Origin of the sequence: Yinghuangia soli, from assembly GCF_021502675.1 — a bacterium.
In the GTDB taxonomy this organism is placed as follows: domain Bacteria; phylum Actinomycetota; class Actinomycetes; order Streptomycetales; family Streptomycetaceae; genus Yinghuangia; species Yinghuangia soli.
Genome location: NZ_JAKFHA010000041.1, coordinates 1 through 18428 on the forward strand (window position 1 = coordinate 1; position 18428 = coordinate 18428).

The 18428-nt window shown below is 73.1% G+C and carries 20 protein-coding genes; 8 read left to right on the forward strand and 12 right to left on the reverse strand.

Annotated features, from left to right (window positions below):
* Positions 1-173 precede the first annotated feature (173 nt).
* A complete protein-coding gene (locus LZ495_RS37665; RefSeq protein WP_235057685.1) occupies positions 174-1316 on the forward strand; it encodes a hypothetical protein in 1143 nt (380 codons plus the stop codon).
* Between the two features lie 198 nt (positions 1317-1514).
* On the opposite strand, the gene LZ495_RS37670 is transcribed toward LZ495_RS37665, so the two are convergent.
* Positions 1515-2018 carry an ATP-binding protein gene (locus LZ495_RS37670; RefSeq protein WP_235057686.1) on the reverse strand — a complete coding sequence of 168 codons (504 nt, stop codon included), beginning with the start codon at positions 2016-2018 and terminating at the stop codon, positions 1515-1517.
* A 281-nt stretch (positions 2019-2299) separates the two neighbouring features.
* Between LZ495_RS37670 and LZ495_RS37675 the strand changes: the two genes are divergently transcribed.
* A complete protein-coding gene (locus LZ495_RS37675; RefSeq protein WP_235057687.1) occupies positions 2300-2698 on the forward strand; it encodes an ATP-binding protein in 399 nt (132 codons plus the stop codon).
* Positions 2699-2753: 55 nt separating this feature from the next.
* Here LZ495_RS37675 and LZ495_RS37680 read toward each other — a convergent pair whose 3' ends face one another.
* Entirely contained in the window at positions 2754-3722 is a 969-nt protein-coding gene (locus LZ495_RS37680) for an HpcH/HpaI aldolase/citrate lyase family protein (RefSeq protein ID WP_235057688.1), read from the reverse strand.
* A 105-nt stretch (positions 3723-3827) separates the two neighbouring features.
* On the opposite strand from LZ495_RS37680, the gene LZ495_RS37685 reads away from it, so the two are divergent.
* Positions 3828-4421 (forward strand): hypothetical protein, encoded by a 594-nt coding sequence (locus LZ495_RS37685; protein WP_235057689.1) that lies wholly within the window; start codon positions 3828-3830, stop codon positions 4419-4421.
* Between the two features lie 34 nt (positions 4422-4455).
* Here LZ495_RS37685 and LZ495_RS37690 read toward each other — a convergent pair whose 3' ends face one another.
* Positions 4456-5379 carry a hypothetical protein gene (locus LZ495_RS37690; RefSeq protein ID WP_235057690.1) on the reverse strand — a complete coding sequence of 308 codons (924 nt, stop codon included), beginning with the start codon at positions 5377-5379 and terminating at the stop codon, positions 4456-4458.
* Between the two features lie 96 nt (positions 5380-5475).
* Positions 5476-6315, reverse strand: a complete 840-nt coding sequence (locus tag LZ495_RS37695) for a hypothetical protein (protein ID WP_235057691.1) — start codon at positions 6313-6315, stop codon at positions 5476-5478.
* A gap of 193 nt (positions 6316-6508) precedes the next feature.
* Here LZ495_RS37695 and LZ495_RS37700 point away from each other — a divergent pair, with 193 nt between their 5' ends.
* Genes LZ495_RS37700 through LZ495_RS37710 form a run of 3 tightly spaced genes read left to right on the forward strand, consistent with a single transcriptional unit; the run spans position 6509 to position 9612 of the window.
* Complete coding sequence (locus tag LZ495_RS37700; protein WP_235057692.1) at positions 6509-7813, forward strand: magnesium transporter MgtE N-terminal domain-containing protein; 1305 nt, start codon at positions 6509-6511, stop codon at positions 7811-7813.
* Positions 7803-8447, forward strand: coding sequence for a DUF1003 domain-containing protein (locus tag LZ495_RS37705; RefSeq protein ID WP_235057693.1), 645 nt, complete (start codon positions 7803-7805; stop codon positions 8445-8447). Before LZ495_RS37700 ends, LZ495_RS37705 begins: the two co-directional genes overlap by 11 nt.
* A 10-nt stretch (positions 8448-8457) precedes the next feature.
* Positions 8458-9612: an Mrp/NBP35 family ATP-binding protein gene (locus tag LZ495_RS37710; RefSeq protein WP_235057694.1), complete on the forward strand. Its 1155-nt coding sequence runs from the start codon at positions 8458-8460 to the stop codon at positions 9610-9612.
* An 88-nt stretch (positions 9613-9700) separates the two neighbouring features.
* On the opposite strand, the gene LZ495_RS37715 is transcribed toward LZ495_RS37710, so the two are convergent.
* The 5 genes from LZ495_RS37715 to sigE all read right to left on the reverse strand — a co-directional run bounded on the left by LZ495_RS37715 (position 9701) and on the right by sigE (position 14484).
* Entirely contained in the window at positions 9701-10348 is a 648-nt protein-coding gene (locus LZ495_RS37715; protein ID WP_235057695.1) for a hypothetical protein, read from the reverse strand.
* Between the two features lie 223 nt (positions 10349-10571).
* On the reverse strand, positions 10572-10967 hold the full coding sequence (locus LZ495_RS37720; protein ID WP_235057748.1) for a sec-independent translocase: 396 nt from the start codon (positions 10965-10967) through the stop codon (positions 10572-10574).
* 253 nt (positions 10968-11220) lie between these two features.
* The gene (locus LZ495_RS37725) at positions 11221-12774 is read right to left on the reverse strand and encodes a S1C family serine protease (protein ID WP_235057696.1); all 1554 of its coding nucleotides are present in this window, start codon (positions 12772-12774) and stop codon (positions 11221-11223) included.
* 273 nt (positions 12775-13047) lie between these two features.
* Positions 13048-13692: an anti-sigma factor family protein gene (locus tag LZ495_RS37730; RefSeq protein WP_235057697.1), complete on the reverse strand. Its 645-nt coding sequence runs from the start codon at positions 13690-13692 to the stop codon at positions 13048-13050.
* Positions 13693-13800: 108 nt separating this feature from the next.
* A complete protein-coding gene (gene sigE, locus LZ495_RS37735) occupies positions 13801-14484 on the reverse strand; it encodes an RNA polymerase sigma factor SigE (RefSeq protein WP_372498703.1) in 684 nt (227 codons plus the stop codon).
* Positions 14485-14913: 429 nt separating this feature from the next.
* Between sigE and LZ495_RS37740 the strand changes: the two genes are divergently transcribed.
* Complete coding sequence (locus LZ495_RS37740; protein ID WP_268823884.1) at positions 14914-15600, forward strand: O-methyltransferase; 687 nt, start codon at positions 14914-14916, stop codon at positions 15598-15600.
* A 274-nt stretch (positions 15601-15874) separates the two neighbouring features.
* Here the strand turns inward: LZ495_RS37740 and LZ495_RS37745 are convergent, their stop codons facing one another.
* A complete protein-coding gene (locus LZ495_RS37745; RefSeq protein ID WP_235057699.1) occupies positions 15875-16051 on the reverse strand; it encodes a DUF3117 domain-containing protein in 177 nt (58 codons plus the stop codon).
* A 339-nt stretch (positions 16052-16390) separates the two neighbouring features.
* Here LZ495_RS37745 and LZ495_RS37750 point away from each other — a divergent pair, with 339 nt between their 5' ends.
* The gene (locus tag LZ495_RS37750; protein ID WP_235057700.1) at positions 16391-17179 is read left to right on the forward strand and encodes an enoyl-CoA hydratase-related protein; all 789 of its coding nucleotides are present in this window, start codon (positions 16391-16393) and stop codon (positions 17177-17179) included.
* Positions 17180-17242: 63 nt separating this feature from the next.
* Here LZ495_RS37750 and LZ495_RS37755 read toward each other — a convergent pair whose 3' ends face one another.
* Positions 17243-17833: a DNA-3-methyladenine glycosylase I gene (locus LZ495_RS37755; protein ID WP_235057701.1), complete on the reverse strand. Its 591-nt coding sequence runs from the start codon at positions 17831-17833 to the stop codon at positions 17243-17245.
* Positions 17830-18300, reverse strand: a complete 471-nt coding sequence (locus tag LZ495_RS37760; protein ID WP_235057702.1) for a DivIVA domain-containing protein — start codon at positions 18298-18300, stop codon at positions 17830-17832. The genes LZ495_RS37755 and LZ495_RS37760 overlap by 4 nt, the downstream gene beginning before the upstream one ends.
* Between the last annotated feature and the right edge of the window lie 128 nt (positions 18301-18428).

Here is an 18428-nt window from a genome sequence, read left to right on the forward strand (position 1 = left end):
CGAACAGGGGTCGGGAGCCCCGGCCGTACCCCCCGGCTCATCGGCTCGAACGGCGCCCCGGCTGCCCCGTCCTGCGTACTGCGTCCCGGGTACGGCAACGGCCGGCCCGCGCCGCTGCGGCAACCGCGCGCACGTCCCGCGCGGCGGCCTCCTCCAGAAGGGAGCACCACCCCATGGTCAATCCCAGCAGGCGCATCGCCACGGCGGTCCTCGCCATGGCGATCGCCGGCACCGCCGGCCTCACCGCACTGGCCCCCGGGGCCGTCGCGGCCACGGTGTCCACGCCGGTGAACTGCGTGCCGCCGCCCGGTGGCGGCAACGCGTTCGACACCACCCAGAACGTCGACATCGTGGTGACGCCGAGCAAGGCGACCTACGCGGTCGGCGAGAAGGTCACCGTCACCTGGGCCTGGAAGAGCTACCAGAACAACCCGGGCCCGATCCGCATCTCGGCCGGCATGCTCCAGCCGTTCGGCCAGGTGAACGTCGCGGGTGCGCAGACCGGCGTCGTCGAGGTCACCGGCGGCAAGAACCCGCAGGCCGCCGAGATCGGTTCGCCGATCATCCTGCCCGACATGGTCGGCGAGCTGACCCTGTCCGCGGCCGGCACCGTCGACCTGGCCCCGGGCATCAACCGCACGCGCCCGTACGACACCCCGTCGTACGACGCGATCTGCACGCCCACCGCCACGCCGCAGACCTCCACGACCCTCAAGGTCGAGGTCCCGGCGCCCGAGACCGCGACGCTGACCGCCACCCCGGGCACCGTCGAGCCGGGCAAGGCGACCTCGCTCGCGGGCACCAAGTGGACGCCGGGTGCGGCCGCCACGCCGTCGCTGTGCGACGGTGCGGGCGCCAACTGCAGCACCGCGGCCATCTCGGCGCACACCCTGGCGATCGCCGCGGACGGCACGCTGTCCGGCACCGCCACGGTCGCGGCGGGCACCGCGGACGGCGCGTACACCGTCCAGGTCACGGACGGCACCAAGACCGCCACGGCCGGCCTGAACGTGAAGAAGGCCGAGGTCCCGATCCCGGTCCGCAAGATCACGCTCAGCAAGAACGACGTCCGCCCGTGGACGTTCGTGAAGGTGACCGGCGAGAACTTCACGCCGAACACCCTGATCGCGGTCATCGGCCTGAACGGCACCACGCCGGTCGCGAACTTCTCGGCCGCGTGGGCGGGTGCGGACGGCAAGTTCTGCACCTGGATCCTGGTCACCAGCACCAAGATCAACTCGATCTCGGCCGCCGAGATCGACACGTCGTTCAAGTTCGACAAGGTCGCGCTGTCCGGCATCTCGGTCCACTGGTGACCGCAGCGGTACAGCAGGACCGGCAACACCGGTGACGATGCGGGCTGCCACCCGGATCGCCCCCTGACCCGGCCGCAACGGGTCGCCTGAACGAAGCGAACGGCCCTGGTACTCCTCACCCGAGGAGTACCAGGGCCTTTGGCGTGCCGCCCTGGGGACCGCGCAGGTCCGACCTGGTCCGCCGACCTGCCGTACCGGCTAGGGCGCCGGCGGATCGGCCGCCGGGTCCGGCCCGGCGCCCGGCTCGGCCATCTCCGCCCACACGGTCTTGCCGCGGCGGCCGTGCACCACCACACCCCACTCGCGCGCCAGCCGCCGCACGATGTGCAGCCCGTGCCCGCCCGCCCGCAGGCCGTCGAAGGGGCTGCGCGCCTCGGGCATCCGGGTGCTGCGGTCGTCCACCTCCAGGCGCACCGTGCCCGGCGTGCAGACCAGGCGCAGCTCGACCGGGCCGCCGCCGTGCAGGCAGGCGTTGGTGACCAGTTCGACCGCGACCAGCAGGATGTCGTCGGCGGCGGGCTCCGGGGCCCGGCCGCCGGGCGGCAGCCAGCCGTACGCCTGCATCGCGGTGCGCAGGAACACCCGCGCCCTGGCCACCGCGCCGGACGCCGTGGTGAACGGCAGCCGCCGCACCTGCCGGGGTCCGGGGCCGCGGTCCCGCGCGTCCCCGCCTCCGGAGGCACGCGACCGCATGGCGCTCATCAAGGGGGATCCACTTCGTCGGAGCTGCTGCTCGGGGATAGTGCCCGTTCCGCGGCGCCGGACACCATCCGGCACCGCGCATCTACTCGCGCAGAACAGATGCCGCAGGTCAGCGTGTCGCTTCTGGTCGGCGGAACGCATTGCGGCATGATCTCGGCGCGCGCCATGCTAGTGGGCCCTGCTCCCGCCGGGGCGCTGTCGCACCGTGCGGGACGCAAATGCGCATGCCCGCGGGCCCGGCCCGCCCCGACCGCCCGTTCGCCCGTCGTGCGAGGACCTTCATGACTGCCGACCAGCGGGACCTGCACCGGACCGCCCGCCTGAGCACCGCACCCGCGGCCATTCCGCAGGCCCGCCGGCTGCTCACCGAGGCACTCGCGGACTGGGGCGTGCCGCCCGGCACCGACCTGGCGTACGACCTGCGGCTGATCGTGTCCGAGCTGGCCGCGGACTCGGTGCGCAACGCCGACCGGCTCTCCCCCGGCTTCACCCTCACCATGGTGTTCGGCGACGGGCACATCGGCGTCGGCGTGCACGACGCCGACCCGCGCCGGCCCGGCGGCGACGGCCTCGACGTGGTGCACGAGGTGATCACCGAGGCGGACGGCATCACCGACGTGCAGTCCACCGCGGACGGCGGCAAGACGACCTGGGTGGTCCTGCCGGTCCACAAGCGCTGAGCCCCGCCCCCGCGCAGGCGGGAACGGGGCTCGGCAGCGGCGCATTCCGCGGGCGTCAGCCCTGCGGCGGCTCGAACTTGCTGGTGCGGGTCATGCCCGCGGCGCGGCCCTTGGCGGAGATGACCAGCGCCATCTTGCGGGACGCCTCGTCGATCATCTCGTCGCCGAGCATCGCGGCGCCCTTGGCGCCGCCCTCGGCCGAGGTGCACCAGTCGTACGCGTCCAGGATCAGCTCGGCGTGGTCGTAGTCCGCCTGGGACGGCGCGTAGACCTCGTTCGCGGCGTCGATCTGGCCCGGGTGCAGCACCCACTTGCCGTCGTAGCCCAGCGCGGCCGAGCGGCCCGCCACGCGGCGGAACCCGTCGGTGTCCTTGATCTGCAGGTACGGGCCGTCGATCGCCTGCAGGTCGTGCATGCGCGCGGCCATCAGGATCCGCATGAGGATGTAGTGGTAGGCGTCGCCCGTGTCGTAGCCGGGCGGCTGCTCGCCGACGACCAGCGACTTCATGTTGATGGACGCCATGAAGTCGGCCGGGCCGAAGATGATCGTCTCGATGCGCGGCGACGCGGCCGCGATCTCGTCGACGTTCACCAGGCCGCGCGCGTTCTCGATCTGCGCCTCGATGCCGATCCGCCCGACCTCCAGGCCGACGGTCTTCTCGATCTGGGTGAGCAGCAGGTCCAGCGCCTTGATCTGCCCGGCGTCCTGCACCTTGGGCAGCATGATGCAGTCCAGGTTCGCGCCCGCGCCCTCCACGACGGTCACCACGTCGCGGTAGGTCCAGTGCGTGGTCCAGTCGTTGACCCGCACGGTGCGGATGCGGTCGCCCCACTCGCCCGTGTTGAGCGCGTCGACGATGGTGTGGCGGGCGCCTTCCTTGGCGAGCGGCGCGCAGGCGTCCTCGAGGTCGAGGAACACCTGGTCCACCGGCAGGCCTTGGGCCTTCTCGATGAAGCGGGGGTTGCTGCCCGGAACTGCCATACAGGAACGGCGGGAACGCAGGCTACGCGATGTGGCGGCCATCAGAGGTCCTCCCAGTGCATGCTGATCGTGCGGTCAGGTTACTGGGAGGTCACCTACGGGGCTATATGGGGTGCATCGCGTCCGGCATGTGGGACCCTGGCGTCCATGACCGAGCCTGGAACGCCTGCGGCCGCCGCCCCGGCCCCGGCCGACGCGCTGCTGGACGCGGCCCTGCTGGAGGAGGCCGCGAAGAAGTCCGGCCTGCTGTGGATCGCCCCCGCCGACGGGCCCGGTGCCGGTCCGGCGCGGCCGGTCTGGCACGTGTGGCACGAAGGCGCGGTGCACATCCTGCTGGCCCGCACCGGCGAGGCCGGCGCGGCCGCTGCCTCCGCCGAGCAGTACGTCCCGGGCCTGGCCGAGGCCGCGGCCGCCGAGGTGACGCTGCGCAGCAAGGACAAGGGCGGCCGGCTGATCACGTGGTCCGCCGACGTGGCGGTGCTGGACGCCGGGCATGCCGACTGGGCGGCCGCCGCGGCGGCGCTGCATGCCGAGCGCCTGAACGCCCCGGACGGCGAGGAGCAGCCGCTGCGCTGGGCCCGCGAGTGCGTGGTGGTCCGGCTGGGTGCGGCCCGCACGGTCGCGCGCGGCGCGGCACTGCCGTCCGCATCGCATGCCGCAGCGCCGGTGCCGACCCCGGCCGGGACGCGCGGCCGCACACCGCTCAACCTGTCCTTCGGCAAGCGCCTGCGCGGCCGCTGAGCAGCCCCTCGGCAGCCCCCGAGTAGGCCGCTGCCTAACGCGCCGCGATGCCGGAGGCGGTGCCCGTACCGGTGCTGCTGCCGGTCCGGCTCGGCGTGCCCGAGGACGAGCCGGTGCCCGGGGTCCGCGTGGCGGGCGGCTTCGTGTTCTGGGTCGCCGGCTTCTTGGTCGACGACTTCGTCGACGAACCGGTCGGCGCCGGGGACAGGTCCTTGTCGACGACCTGGTCCGGGTCGGGCGCGCTGATGACGGTGCGCTCGTTGTAGCCGAGGAAGTCCACCGCGCCCTTGGTCGGCGCGGCCTGGTCCGCCTCGAAGCGCATCAGGTACGGCGCGCCCTCGGTGGCCACCCAGATGGTGCCGCCGCCCGGGCCGCGGTCCACGAGCGCGATCGCGCGGCGCCCGTTGACCTCGCGGATGTCGCCCTTCTCCAGCGCGCCCGGCTTGCCGAGCAGCTTCACGACCAGGCGCTCGACGTAGGTGTTCTCGACCAGCCCGGCGTACTTCTTGTCGCCGACCGGGATCTGCACGTACTTGCCGTTGTTGACGGTCTCGACCTGCGCGTTGCCGACCTCGGACCAGAACCGCGTATCGCCCTGCAGCCACACCTGGTTCTGCACGCGCGTGACGCGCGCGGTGACCTTGCCGTCCACGATGGTGCCTTCGCTGCCCGCGTTGGTGAACGTCATGTCGACGCTGAACGGCGCGGTCGCCCCGGGTGCCGTGATGGCGCCCTTGATGTGCACGAACGCCGCGGCCGCGGTGGCGGCTTGGGCGCGCTGCAGGATGGCCGCCGGGTCCAGCGAACCGACCTGGTTGCCGAGCGGCAGGCCGACCGACGGCTCGTCGCTCGGGTCGGTGAACGAACGGTGCGCAGGCTTGCCCACGCTGCAGCCGACCGCCAGGACCGCGGCCACCAGCGCCGTCGCCGTCAGCCGCCGCGCGCTTCCTCGAGACACCGCCAGATTCCTTAAATGTGAAGCCCGGTGCAGCCGGGCGCAGGCCGGTGGAGCAGGACCGGAGGCAACGGTATCCCGCGGCGCCCGGCACACAGGTCAGGGTGTACGCGTCCCGGTGGGTTTGGCGGTCGCCTTGCCGGTCGGCTTCGCGGTCGCCTTGCCGGTGGGCGAGGGGCCGCCGGACGGCGAGGGCTGGCCGGCATCGGTGCCCGGCGCGGTCGGCGGGGCCGAGGGGTTGAGCGAGCCGTAGTCGACGACCTTGTCGCCGCTGGGGAGTTCGACGGGGAAGTCCAGGTCGTACTCGTACAGGTCGAGCCGCCCGGCATTGGGACCGGGGCTGTACCGCATGGGGTAGGGCTTGCCGGCCAGGGAGACGTAGAGCTCGCCGCCGCGCCCCTTGTTGGCGGCCAGCGCGAGCGTCTCGATGCCGCGCACGTTCTTGCGGCCGTCCTTCTTGACCTTGCCGTTCAGCCGGAAAAGCTCGTCGAGCAGCGGGTGCAGCTGGGTGAAGCCGGACAGCCGGGCGAACGCCGGGTCGTCCGGCGGCACCTTCACGAACTTGTCGCGGAGCACCTTCGCGGAGTCCGCCGCGTCGGGGTCCTGCCGCCCGTCGCGCGGCTGGTAGAGCGTCTCGTCGCCGCGCACGAAGAGGTCCGGGCCGACCCGGAGCAGCTCGATCTTGCTGCCCGCGGTGACGATCTCGCCGGTCGCGCCTTCGGTCTTGATGCGGATGTCGATCTGGTACTCGGTCTTCTGCGTCACCCAGGTGCCGGTGACGTGCACCGCGACGGCCGCCTTCGCGGTCTGCTTGGCCTGCTCGATGATGGTCTCGGTGGGCTCCGCGGCCAGGCCGGTCGGATCGTCGCCCGACGAGCAGGCCGTACCGAGGGTGCCGAGCAGGGACACCAGGAGAAGCAGGACGAAGGGCGCTCGCATCGGTCGGCGCAACGGATCCCCTCGGGGCGCGGGCAGCGGGTGGGTGCCCCCGAGCGTACAAAGGCCTGCGGCGGGCATCACACCGGGCCGGTGCGGGCAAGGGGTGAAGACCGTTCCGGACGATCTCCCGAAGATCACAAAATGCGGTCGGCCGGTACTGTGCAGTCCTGACGAGGAGCGAGAGGAGCCGGGCATGAACGGCACGCCGGGCCGCGTGTTCATCTCGCACTTGTCCGCGGTCGCGGTGTTCGACCCGGGCGGCGACCAGGTCGGCCGGCTGCGCGACGTGGTGATCGCGCTGCGCACCGGCAACCAGCCGCCCCGCGTGCTGGGCCTGGCCGTCGAGGTCGCCACCCGGCGCCGCATCTTCGTGCCGATGACCCGGGTGACCAGCGTGGAGACCGGCGAGGTCATCACCACCGGACTGGTCAACATGCGGCGCTTCGAGCAGCGCCCGACCGAGACGCTGGTGCTCGCCGAGATGCTGGACCGGCGCGTGACGCTGGTGGAGACCGGCGAGCAGGTGACCGTGCTCGACGTGGCGATGAGCGCCGGGCGCGGCCGCGACTGGTACATCAGCAAGCTGTTCGTGCAGAAGGGCGGCAGCGGTTCCGCGCTGCGCCGGCGCCGCGGCGAGACGCTGACCGTGGACTGGAACGCGGTCACCGGCTTCGAGCGGCCCGAGGACCAGCAGGGCGCCGCGAACCTGCTCGCCACGTTCGAGCAGCTGCGCCCCGCGGACCTCGCCAACGTGCTGCACAACCTGTCCTCGAAGCGCCGCGTCGAGGTCGCCGCGGCCCTCGACGACGACCGGCTGGCGGACGTCCTGGAGGAGCTCCCCGAGGACGACCAGGTGGAGATCCTGGGCCAGCTGCGCGAGGAGCGCGCCGCCGACGTCCTGGAGGCGATGGACCCGGACGACGCCGCCGACCTCATCTCCGAGCTGCCCGAGGCGACCGCCGAACGCCTCCTGGACCTGATGGAGCCGGACGAGGCGGAGGACGTCCGCCGGCTGCTCACCTATTCGGACGACACGGCCGGCGGCATGATGACCACCGAGCCGATCGTGCTGGAGCCGGACGCGACCATCGCCGAGGCCCTCGCGCTGGTCCGCAACCCCGACCTGTCCCCCGCGCTGGCCAGCCAGGTGTACGTGTGCCGGCCGCCGACCGAGACGCCGACCGGCAAGTACCTCGGCACCGTGCACTTCCAGCGGCTGCTGCGCGATCCGCCGTTCACGCTGGTCGGCGCGGTCGTCGACACCGACCTGCGGCCGCTGCGGCCGGACACCGCACTGGCCGACGTGACCAGCTTCCTGGCCGCGTACAACATGGTCGCGGCGCCCGTGGTGGACGAGGACGACCACCTGCTCGGCGCGGTCACCGTCGACGACGTCCTGGACCACCTGCTGCCGCAGGACTGGCGTGAAGGCGCACTGCACGGCGAGCCGCGGGGCGTCGACCCGGCCCAGGTGAGGAGCCGCCTCCATGGCACGTGAGCCGCAGGGCGCGCTGCCCGACGAGCGGCGGCGGCGGCCGCGGCTCGACCAGCCCAAGCTGCCGCAGCGGCGGTTCAGCCCGTTCCCCAAGTACGACCCGGAGTCGTTCGGCCGGATCTCCGAGCGCATCGCGCGCTTCCTGGGCACCGGCCGGTTCCTGGTCTACATGACCGCGACGATCATCCTGTGGGTGCTGTGGAACATCGCGGCGCCCACCGAGTGGAAGTTCGACCAGTACCCGTTCATCTTCCTGACCCTGGCGCTGTCCCTGCAGGCCTCGTACGCGGCCCCGCTGATCCTGCTCGCGCAGAACCGGCAGGACGACCGCGACCGGGTGAACCTGGAGCAGGACCGGGCCCGCAACGAGCGCAACATCGCGGACACCGAGTACCTCACGCGCGAGGTCGCGGCGCTGCGCATCGCGCTGGGCGAGGTGGCCACCCGGGACTTCCTGCGCTCCGAACTCCAGTCGCTCATCAAGGAGCTCGACGAGCGCCGGGAGACCGAGCAGTGGCTGTCCGCGCAGGTGGACGCGGTGCTGGGCGACGATGCGGACGGCGGCGAGGGCCGATCGGGCCGGGACGGCGGGAGAGGTGGGCCACCTCGGCGCGGAGGGCCCCCTTCGGGGACGTAAGCTCACTCGTATGGCAACCCTGGAGACCCGCGTCTCGGAAGACGCCGTGCTGGACGCCCTGGCGACCGTCGACGACCCCGAGATCCACAAGCCGATCACCGAGCTCGGCATGGTCAAGTCCGTCGACATCGCCGACGACGGGCGCGTCAAGGTCGGGGTCTACCTGACCGTGGCGGGCTGCCCGATGCGCGGCACCATCACCTCGTCGGTCGAGGGCGCCGTGGCCAAGGTGCCCGGCGTGACCGCGGTCGAGGTCGAGCTGGACGTCATGAGCGACGCGCAGCGCAAGGAGCTGGCGAGCACGCTGCGCGGCGGCCAGGCCGAGCGCGAAGTGCCGTTCGCCAAGCCCGGGTCGCTGACCCGCGTGTACGCGGTGGCGTCCGGCAAGGGCGGCGTCGGCAAGTCGTCGGTGACGGTCAACCTGGCCGCCGCGATGGCCGCGCAGGGCCTCAAGGTCGGCGTCGTGGACGCGGACATCTACGGCCACTCGGTGCCCCGCATGCTGGGCGTGGACGGCAAGCCCACCCAGGTCGAGAACATGATCATGCCGCCCGAGGCGGGCGGCGTGAAGGTCATCTCGATCGGCATGTTCACGCCGGGCAACGCGCCCGTGGTGTGGCGCGGCCCGATGCTGCACCGCGCGCTGCAGCAGTTCCTCGCGGACGTCTACTGGGGCGACCTGGACGTGCTGCTCATGGACCTGCCGCCGGGCACCGGCGACATCGCGATCTCGGTGGCCCAGCTGGTGCCCAACGCCGAGATCCTGGTGGTCACCACGCCGCAGCAGGCCGCTGCCGAGGTGGCCGAGCGGGCCGGCACCATCGCGGTGGAGACCCGGCAGACGGTGGCCGGCGTCATCGAGAACATGTCCGGGCTGCCGTGCCCGCACTGCGACGACCACATCCTCGACGTGTTCGGCAGCGGCGGCGGCCAGTCGGTCGCCGACGGGCTCTCCCAGGCGACCGGCACCAAGGTGCCGCTGCTGGGGCAGATCCCGATCGACACGCGGCTGCGCGAGGGCGGCGACACCGGTTCCCCGGTCGTCCTGGACGCGCCGGACTCGGCCGCGGCGGTCGCGCTGCGGGCCATCGCGGACAAGCTCGGCAACCGCTCGCGCGGCCTGTCCGGCATGCAGCTGGGTCTGACCCCGAAGCGCAAGTTCTGAACCGCCGCCGAAGCCGCCCGGACCCCGCGGTCCGGGCGGCTTCGGCGTTCGACCGGTCCTCCGATCAGCCGTCCGGTCAGCCCGCTGGTCAGCCTTCGTAGGCCTTGAGCGCGGGCATGAGGGCCAGGCCCAGGCCGTAGGCGCTCACGCCGCGGCCGTACACGCCCAGGTAGACGCCCGCGGCCTGGCCGGCCAGCACCCAGCCGTACTCCGACTCGCGGTAGCGGAAGCGGTTCGGCACGCCGTTCACCGGCAGCGCCAGCCCGGTCCAGCCGTCGCCGTCCAGGTTGTCGGCCAACTCCCAGGCCAGATGGGTCTGCTGGTCCATCCACTCCTGGCGGAGCTCGCGGTCCAGGTCCCAGGGCCAGCTGCCGGCCAGCAGCGCGACGCCCGCCACCGAGGCCGCGCTGGCCATCGAGGTGGCCTCCAGGAGCCCCGCGCCGTCGCCGCTCGGGCGCCGCTCGCGCTGCGGCACGGTGACCACCGCGACGAAGCGGTGCGGCGTCGGGTCGCCGGGGCGGCGGCTGGGCGCGTCGCCGTGCCCGAGCGTGCCGTACTCCAGGCCTTCGCGGCCCTGGCAGACCGAGGCGAGCCAGCGCGGGCCGTCCCAGCCTTCGTCCAGCCCGTACCACGGGAAGTCCGCGGCGAGGTACTGGGCCAACAGCGAGGGCTCCGCGTCCCCGCCGGCGGCCGCGGCCACCTGGTCGGAAGCTCCCGTGTGGCTGATCGTGTCCATGCTTCGCCTTGTCTGCTCGCGCGGCGCCCGGAGCGCGCCGTCACCGGATCCCGCCCGGGCTTCGGCGGCCCGGCGTCGCGGACCGTCCCTGACACGGCACGGTACGGCCTCTGCCCCGGTGCGCGCGCGGCAATCGGGCACGACCCGCCGTCCCGGCGAGCGGACCCCGGGCGGACGGTACGGGCCCGGCGGGGAAGGAAGTGCGGTGCGAGGCGGCGGAACCTCAGGTGGCGTCGGCGTCGTACGGCGGGCGCTCGCCCGGCTGCACGCGGCTGCCGTTCGCCTCCATGGGGTGCGGCGCCTTGGTGAGGCTCGGCGTCCCGGCGGCCGCGTCGTCGTCGAAGCGCAGCTGCTTGGTCAGGTCCTGGCGCAGGTCGCCGAATTCCTTGAGGCCGAGATCGTCGTCGTCGCCCATGAGGTTCTTGCGCACGAAGGTCTTGGGGTTGAGGTCCTCGAACTTGATGTTCTCGAACTCCGGGCCCAGTTCCTTCTTGAGGTCGGTGCGCGCGTTCGTGGAGAACTCGCGGAACTTGCGTATGGTGCGGGCCGCCTCGCCGACCATCTTGGGCAGCTTGTCCGGCCCGAAGATGACGATCGCGAGGACGATGAGCGCGACCATCTCCAAGGGACCGACGTCGAACACCTGGACTCCACGAGCTGCGCGGCAAGAACCGGTCGGCCGACCGGACCCCGTCCACAGTAACGGCCGATCCCGCAGACCGGCACCGTCGTCTTTTCCGCACCGCCCGATATGCCGGTATTGCCGGAAGATGTGACCGCCCGGCCATCATCGCGACATGCCGCGGCCACGACCGCGGATGCGTGCGGACGCATCGGCTGCCGTGGCCGCGGCACCCTTGCGGGGCTGCCGGTCAGCTGTCCTCGCCCTCCAGGGTGAGCTTGAGCTCCACGTCCTTGCCGTCCCGCTGCACGGTCAGCGCGACCTGGTCGCCGGGCGCCTTGCTGCGCACCGCGACGATCAGCTCCTCGGCGTCGTCGACGCGCTTGCCGTCGATCGCGGTGACCACATCGCCCGGCTTGAGGCCCGCCCGGTCCGCAGGACCGCCGGGGCGCACCGGCGGCTGCCCTTCGTTGTCCTTGTCGGAGACCCGGGCTCCGGGGCCGGTGTACTTCACGTCCAGGCTGACCCCCATGACCGGGTGCACCGCCTTGCCGCGGTCGATCAGCTGCTGCGCGACGCGCTTCGCCTGGTTGATCGGGATGGCGAACCCGAGGCCGATGCTGCCCACGCCCTGCTCGCTGCCGAACGGCTCGGAGTCGCCGCCCTCGCCGGCCGACCGGATCGCCGAGTTGACCCCGATCACCCGGCCGGACGCGTCGATCAGCGGGCCGCCGGAGTTGCCCGGGTTGATCGGCGCATCGGTCTGCAGCGCGCTGATGTACGAGACGTCCGCACCGGAACCGCCGGCGCTCACCGCGCGGTCCTTGGCGCTGATGATGCCCGAGGTCACCGTGCCTTCGAGGTTGTACGGGGCGCCGATCGCGATCACCGGGTCGCCGACCTGCACGGTGTCCGAGTCGCCGAGCGCGAGCGGGGCCAGGCCGCGCACGTTCTCGACGCGCACCACGGCGAGGTCGTAGCCGGCGTCGCGGCCGACCACGCGGCCCTCGACCATCTCGCCGCCGTTGAACACGACGCGGATCTGCCCGCCGTCCGCGGCGTCCGCGACGACGTGGTTGTTGGTGAGGATGAAGCCGTTGCCGTCCAGCACGAATCCGGTGCCGGTGGCCTGCTTGCCGCCCTTGCTGGCGTGGATGTAGACCACCCCGGGCAGCGTGCTCGCGGCCAGCCCGGCGATCGTGTCGCGCGGCCGCTCCGGGCCGGACGAGGCCGGCTGGCGCAGCGTCACGCGCTCCTCGCCGCGGTTCGCCGCCATCGCGCCGAGGCCCCCGCCCAGCACGCCCGCGGCCAGCGCGATGAGGGCGAGGCCGGCCGCGGCCCGCCAGGTCCAGCGCATCGGCTCGCGCGGCTCCGGGGGCTCCTCGACGGCGAACGCGTAGGGCAGCGGCGGATACTGCGGCGGCGGACCGCCGTACCCGAAGCCGGGCACCGGACCGGAATCCGCGTCGTAAGGCGGCATCGCCGCCCCGCCGCCGCCCCCGGGCCGCTGCGGAAAGCCCCACGCCCCGGGCACCTGCGCCCCCGGGTACGCATAAGGCGTACCCGCATACGGCGGCACCGTCGGCTGCCCGGCAGGATGCGGAAACCCCCACTGCGGCTGAGGCCCGCCCCCGGCCGGCCACCCCTGCCCGGGCGCCGACCACGGCCCGGCGGAATCGCGGCCGTGGGCGGGCGGGGGCGGGAAAGCCGGCGGTTCGTCGTCGCGGGTGCGGGGTGGCTCGGGGGTGGCCGACGCATCCGGCGGAGTGCTTCCGTCGCTGCCCTGGCCGGCCTCGTCGCTCATGCTGCCTTCTCGCTGCGCTCGGCGGCCGCATTCGCGAAACGCATCCCCCTGTTGATTCGCTCGCTCCGCTCGCTCATGCAAAGTCCTCCGTGCGGCCCCGCCGCGCTGTTCGTCGTGGGCCGTCGGAAACAGCCCGTGCGCACAAGTGTCCCCGGCGGACCGCCGTCGCGCTCGGGAGGGCCGTCAAGTTCCTGGTGTGTCGGCACAGCAGAAGGCCCCGGGAGTCCGGGGCCTGGTCTGCGATGCGGGCGTCGCGCCGCGCGCGCCGCGGCGTCAGTCGCGCTTCTCCATGTCCCTGGCAGTGGTGACCGACAGCGGCCGCACCACCGGGGACGCCAGTGTCGCGGTGGTCGCATTGGCCGCACCGCTGGTCGGCGAGACGCCGACCGTGCCGGCCTGCTCGACCAGGTTGCGCTCCACCACGGGCGCCGCCGGGCGTCCGGAGGAGCCGCCCGCCGGACCGCCTGCGATCACCGCACTGCTCAACGCCATGGCCATCATCGAGAAGGCCCCGGCGGCCGCGAAGGTGAGCCGGCGCCGGCTGACCGGCGGCCGGACGCGCGCCGGCGCATTGCCGGGCCGTCCCGCACGCGGTCCGCTGGTGCCGCGGGGCCGGGCGCTTCCGGGGGAGCGGGTCAGCGGCTGGCCTGCCCCCCTGGGGCGAGGAGGGGCGGCCTCCTCGCTCTCGCCGCCCGGGCCGCCGATACCGCCCGCACCCATCGCGAGCAGTCGGGCCATCAGATCCGCGGACGGATCCGGGCGGGAGCTGTTGACGAGCAGCGCTTTGACACGCCGCTGCTCCTCGGCCTCGGCGCGGCAGTCGGCGCACTGCGCCAAGTGGACCAGGACTTTCTCCCTGGCCTCGTGCCCCAGCTCGCCGTCGACGTACGCCGCGAGCTTGTCCTCGGGGTGGTTCACCGGCCTGCTCCCACGGTCGCGCGCCGGACCAGGTCCCGGGCCGTGCGGCCCTGCCCAGCCCGCTGACGACATGCCGCCCCGGCTGTCGAACCGACGATCACGGTGCCCTCATCTCTGCACCGACGCACACCCCTGGAGTTCCTCGCGGTCAGCGGGGGTCCGGGGGGCACGGTGCCGCAGCGCCGCCCGGAGCTGGGACCTGCCGCGGTGGATGCGGCTTCGAACGGTCCCCAGTTTCACACCGAGCGTGGTGGCGATCTCCTCGTACGACAGGCCCTCGATATCGCACAAGACGACTGCGGCGCGGAACTCCGGGGCGAGCGCGTCGAGCGCCTGCTGGATGTCCGCGTCGAAGTGGGCGTCGTCGTATGCCTGCGCCGGGGAGAGCTCGCGTCCGGGCAGCCGTTCGGCCGCGTCGTCGGCGAGGCCCTCGAACCGGATGCGCTGGCGGCGGCGCACCATGTCGAGGAACAGGTTCGTGGTGATCCGGTGCAACCAGCCTTCGAACGTGCCGGGCGTGTAGCTCGACAGCGATCGGAAGACCCGGACGAACACCTCTTGCGTGATGTCGTCCGCGTCGTGCGGGTTGCCGCTCAGACGGTAGGCAAGTCGGTACACCCGCGCCGAGTGGGTGCGGACGATGTCCTCCCACGACGGCGGGGTCCACACATCGGCACCCGGACGGGCGGTCGTGCCCGCGGATACGGCCTGCTGCGCGGATTCCCCCGGGGCCGCCGTTGTGTCGGCGTGGTCGGGGGCGTGATCGGTGGTTGCGATTGCGGCTTCGGCCACGTGATTTGGCATCGGCGCGACATCGCGAGGAGCGGTCTGATCCCCGCGGTGGTCGTCCACTGCCACACCTCCTCTTTCGAGTAGCGCAACCACCATAGACAACCTGCCTGTTAAGCCCGGATAAGTGCGTCTGACACCGCTCCGGCCCAGCGAACCTGCTGCTTGCCTGTTCCAAAGAGGCCAACGAGCCGCCCGCCCCCGAGGTTCCCGACGTCTTGTCCCGACCTCGCCACACGGGGCGCGGAGCTGCAACCGCGGACCGGGCCGGCGGCGTCCTTATATAGCGCGCGCGTGCCGGACCTCTCGGAGCCGCGTTCCGCGGGCCGGAACCGGGGCCCGCGACTGCCCTCCGTATCGCCGCCGCCACCCGCTGCGACCTGCCGCGACGCGGGCGCACCCCACGTTCGCGCCGGGCGGGCTCCACTACTCTTGCGGCATTGGTCGCCCCGGTCCCGGACGACCCGACGCGAGGAGGAAGCCATCTCCAGCAACCGCCAGGCCCGCTGGGATTTCGCGGAGGCGTACGCCGGCGAGGACTCCGTCCTCGTGGCGGCCCGCCACCGTGCCCGGGAGGTCGGCGTCACGCCGGTCACCCCCGGCGGCGGTTCGGCACTGTGCTTCCTCGCCGCCGCGACGGACGCCCGCGCGGTCGCGGAAATCGGCACCGGCACCGGCGTGTCCGGCGTCTACCTGCTGCGCGGAATGCGCCCGGACGGCGTATTGACCACCGTCGATCCGGAGCCGGACAACCAGCGCATCGCCAAGGAGACCTTCGCGCAGGCCGGGTTCTCCGGCGGGCGCGCCCGGTTCATCCCGGGACGGGCGCTCGAGGTGCTGCCGCGGCTCGCCGACGGCGGCTACGACCTGGTGTTCTGCGACGGCGACAAGACCGAGTACGGCGAATACCTCGCGGAGGCCCTGCGCCTGCTGCGGCCGGGCGGCGTGGTGTGCTTCGACAACGCGCTGTGGCACGACCGGGTCCCCGACCCGGCGCACCGGGACCCCGAGACCACCGCGATCCGCGAGCTGCTGCGCGCGGTGCGCGAGAACGACGCCCTGGTGCCCACCCTGCTGCCGGTCGGCGACGGGCTGCTGTGCGCGGTGCGCCGGGGCTGACCCGGACGCGACACCGCCGCCCGGCAGGCCCGGTCGATGCTGCCGACCTGCGCGGATGCCGTCCTGCGACGACATACCGCGGGCCCGCCGAAGCGGCGGCGTCCGGTTCGCCGGTTATGCCGGGCCCTCGACCTTTTCGCGGGCATGCGACGGCCCCGGCCGGTACGTTCTCACGGATTTGTCCCGATCTTGCGTTCGGGATTCCCTGAATCCATACCGGCCGGGGCCGCTGCTCACCGCGACTCGGTCGAGGGTGGCACCGGTCAGGCCCGGATCAGGCCTTGGCCCCCGTGGCGTTCGCCAGCGCTTCGCTGAGCGCGCCCGCCTCGTCGGGGGTCAGCTCGACGACGAGCCGACCTCCGCCCTCGAGCGGAACGCGCATGACGATGCCCCGCCCTTCCTTGGTCACCTCGAGCGGGCCGTCGCCCGTCCGCGGCTTCATGGCCGCCATGCTCGTTCCCCTTCCTGCATATCGACACACCGGTGCTCACCCGGCCACCGGTCTTCGAGCGCATTGATCAGGCCCCATTATCCCGCATTCGACGGCGGGGTGAGCAACATCGGTCACGGACGACCGCCCGGAGACCTTCCGCGGGCCGGTTTCGCGGGCTCTTCCCGGCCTCGGGCGAGCCGCCCGGCGGCCGGTTCGCCGCGACCTGCGCCGGAGCCGCCCCCGGGAGCGCCGCGGCGGGGCCACCGGCAGGTGCGGCAGGGCCGTCCGGCATGCTGAGGGGGTTCGGAGGCGTCCCGCAGCTGACCTGCGTGCGCCCGACTCGACGGGAGACCCCACGTGGCCGACAACGTTCTCTACGACCTCGCCGACGGCGTCGCGACCATCACCCTGAACCGGGCGGACGCGATGAACGCGCTCGACACGGACACCAAGGTCGCCCTGCGGGACGCCGTCCTGCGCGCCGCCGAGGACCCCGAGGTGCGCGCCGTGGTGCTCACCGGCACCGGGCGGGCGTTCTGCGTCGGCCAGGACCTCAAGCAGCACATCGAACTGCTCGAGGTGAGCCCCGAGGTCACGTTCTCGACCGTCAAGGACCACTACAACCCGCTGGTGACCGCGCTCGCCACGATGCCCAAGCCGGTGATCGCCGCGGTCAACGGCGTGGCGGCGGGCGCCGGTGCGGCGATCGCGTTCGCGTGCGACTTCCGCGTGGTGTCCGAGAAGGCCGGCTTCAACCTGGCGTTCGCCGGTGTCGCACTCACTGCGGACTCGGGCGCGTCGTGGACGCTGCCGCGCCTCGTCGGGCACGCGCGCGCCACCGAGATGCTGATGTTCCCGGAGACCATCCCGGCCGCGAAGGCGCTCGAACTCGGCCTGGCCACGCGCGTGGTGCCCGCCGAGGAGGTCGCCGCGGCGGCCGGCGAGCTGGCCCGCAGGCTGGCCGCGGGACCGACCGTCGCGTACGGCGCGATCAAGGAGTCGCTGGCGTACGCCGCGGACCACTCGATCGTCGAGGCGCTCGCGAAGGAAGACGAACTGCAGCTGCGCGCCGGGCAGTCGGCGGACCACCGGATCGCGGTGGACGCGTTCCTGGCGAAGGCGAAGCCGGAGTTCACCGGCAAGTGAGCCTCGGCGGCTGCCGTGGCGGCCGCCGAGTGCCCGCTGAAGTGCCTGCCGGCCGCCCCGGGTTCACCCGGGGCGGCGGCGGGCGTGGCAAGCGGCCAGGTGGTCGTCGACCAGGCCGCAGGCCTGCATCATCGCGTACGCGGTGGTCGGGCCCACGAACTTGAAGCCCTTCTTGCGCAGGTCCTTCGCGAGCGCCTCGGACTCCGGGGTGATCGCCGGGACGTCGGCGACCGTGCGCGGCGCCTTGCGCCCCTTCGGGTTCGGGGCGTGCGACCAGATCAGCTTGTCGAGCCCGCCCGGCAGGTCGCGCGCGGTCTTGGCGTTGGCGATGCAGGCCACGATCTTGGCGCGGTTGCGGATGATGCCCGGATCCGCCAGCAGCCGGGCCACGTCGTCCGCGTCGAACTCCGCGACCTTGGCGATCTCGAAGCCCGCGAACGCGGTCCGGAAGCCCTCCCGGCGGCGCAGGATCGTGATCCATGACAGGCCGGACTGGAACGCCTCCAGGCACAGCCGCTCGAACAGCGCGTCGTCACCGTGCAGCGGGACGCCCCACTCGCCGTCGTGGTACGCGACGTAGTCGTCGGTGCTGATCCCCCAAGGGCAGCGGGCCAGGCCGTCCGGGCCGACCACGGTGCCGTCCGCGGCGGTCATGCCCGGTCCTCGCCCTCGTCCGCCCGGTCGGCGGTCGGCTCGGCGGCCCGGCCGGGCTTGGTCAGCGTGGGTGCGGACGGGCCGGACGCCGGGGCGCTCCCCGCGGCCGCCGAGGGGCCTGCCGGACGGGCCGCGGCGGTCGGCGCGGCGGCAGCCATGGGCGCCGCCACACCGGGCGGCAGAACGCCCGCCAGGCGGTACTCCAGGTCCATGATGCGCGCGTCCCGGGCGGACAGTTCGGCGCTGAGCCGGTCGAGGGTGTAGTCGACCTCGCTCATCCGGTAGCCGCGCAGGACGACGGGGAACCGCACCCGGTCGATGTCCTCGACGGTCAGCGGGCGGTCGGGCGTCCACGACAGGTCGGGGCGGTCCTGGTGCGCGTCCGCGAGCGAGCCTCCGGCGCCCAGCACGACGGCGGCGACGACGAAGACCACGGCGGTCACGACGACCAGCTGGATCCAGAACACGGAAAATCTCTCCCCTTGTCGGCACCGCGCCTGCGGCCCCCTGTCGGCCGCGCACGGGACGATCGTGCCACGATCTGGGGTGGCGGTGTCCGTCCGCCGGCTCGTTTGCCCGAACCGGCGCCGGACCG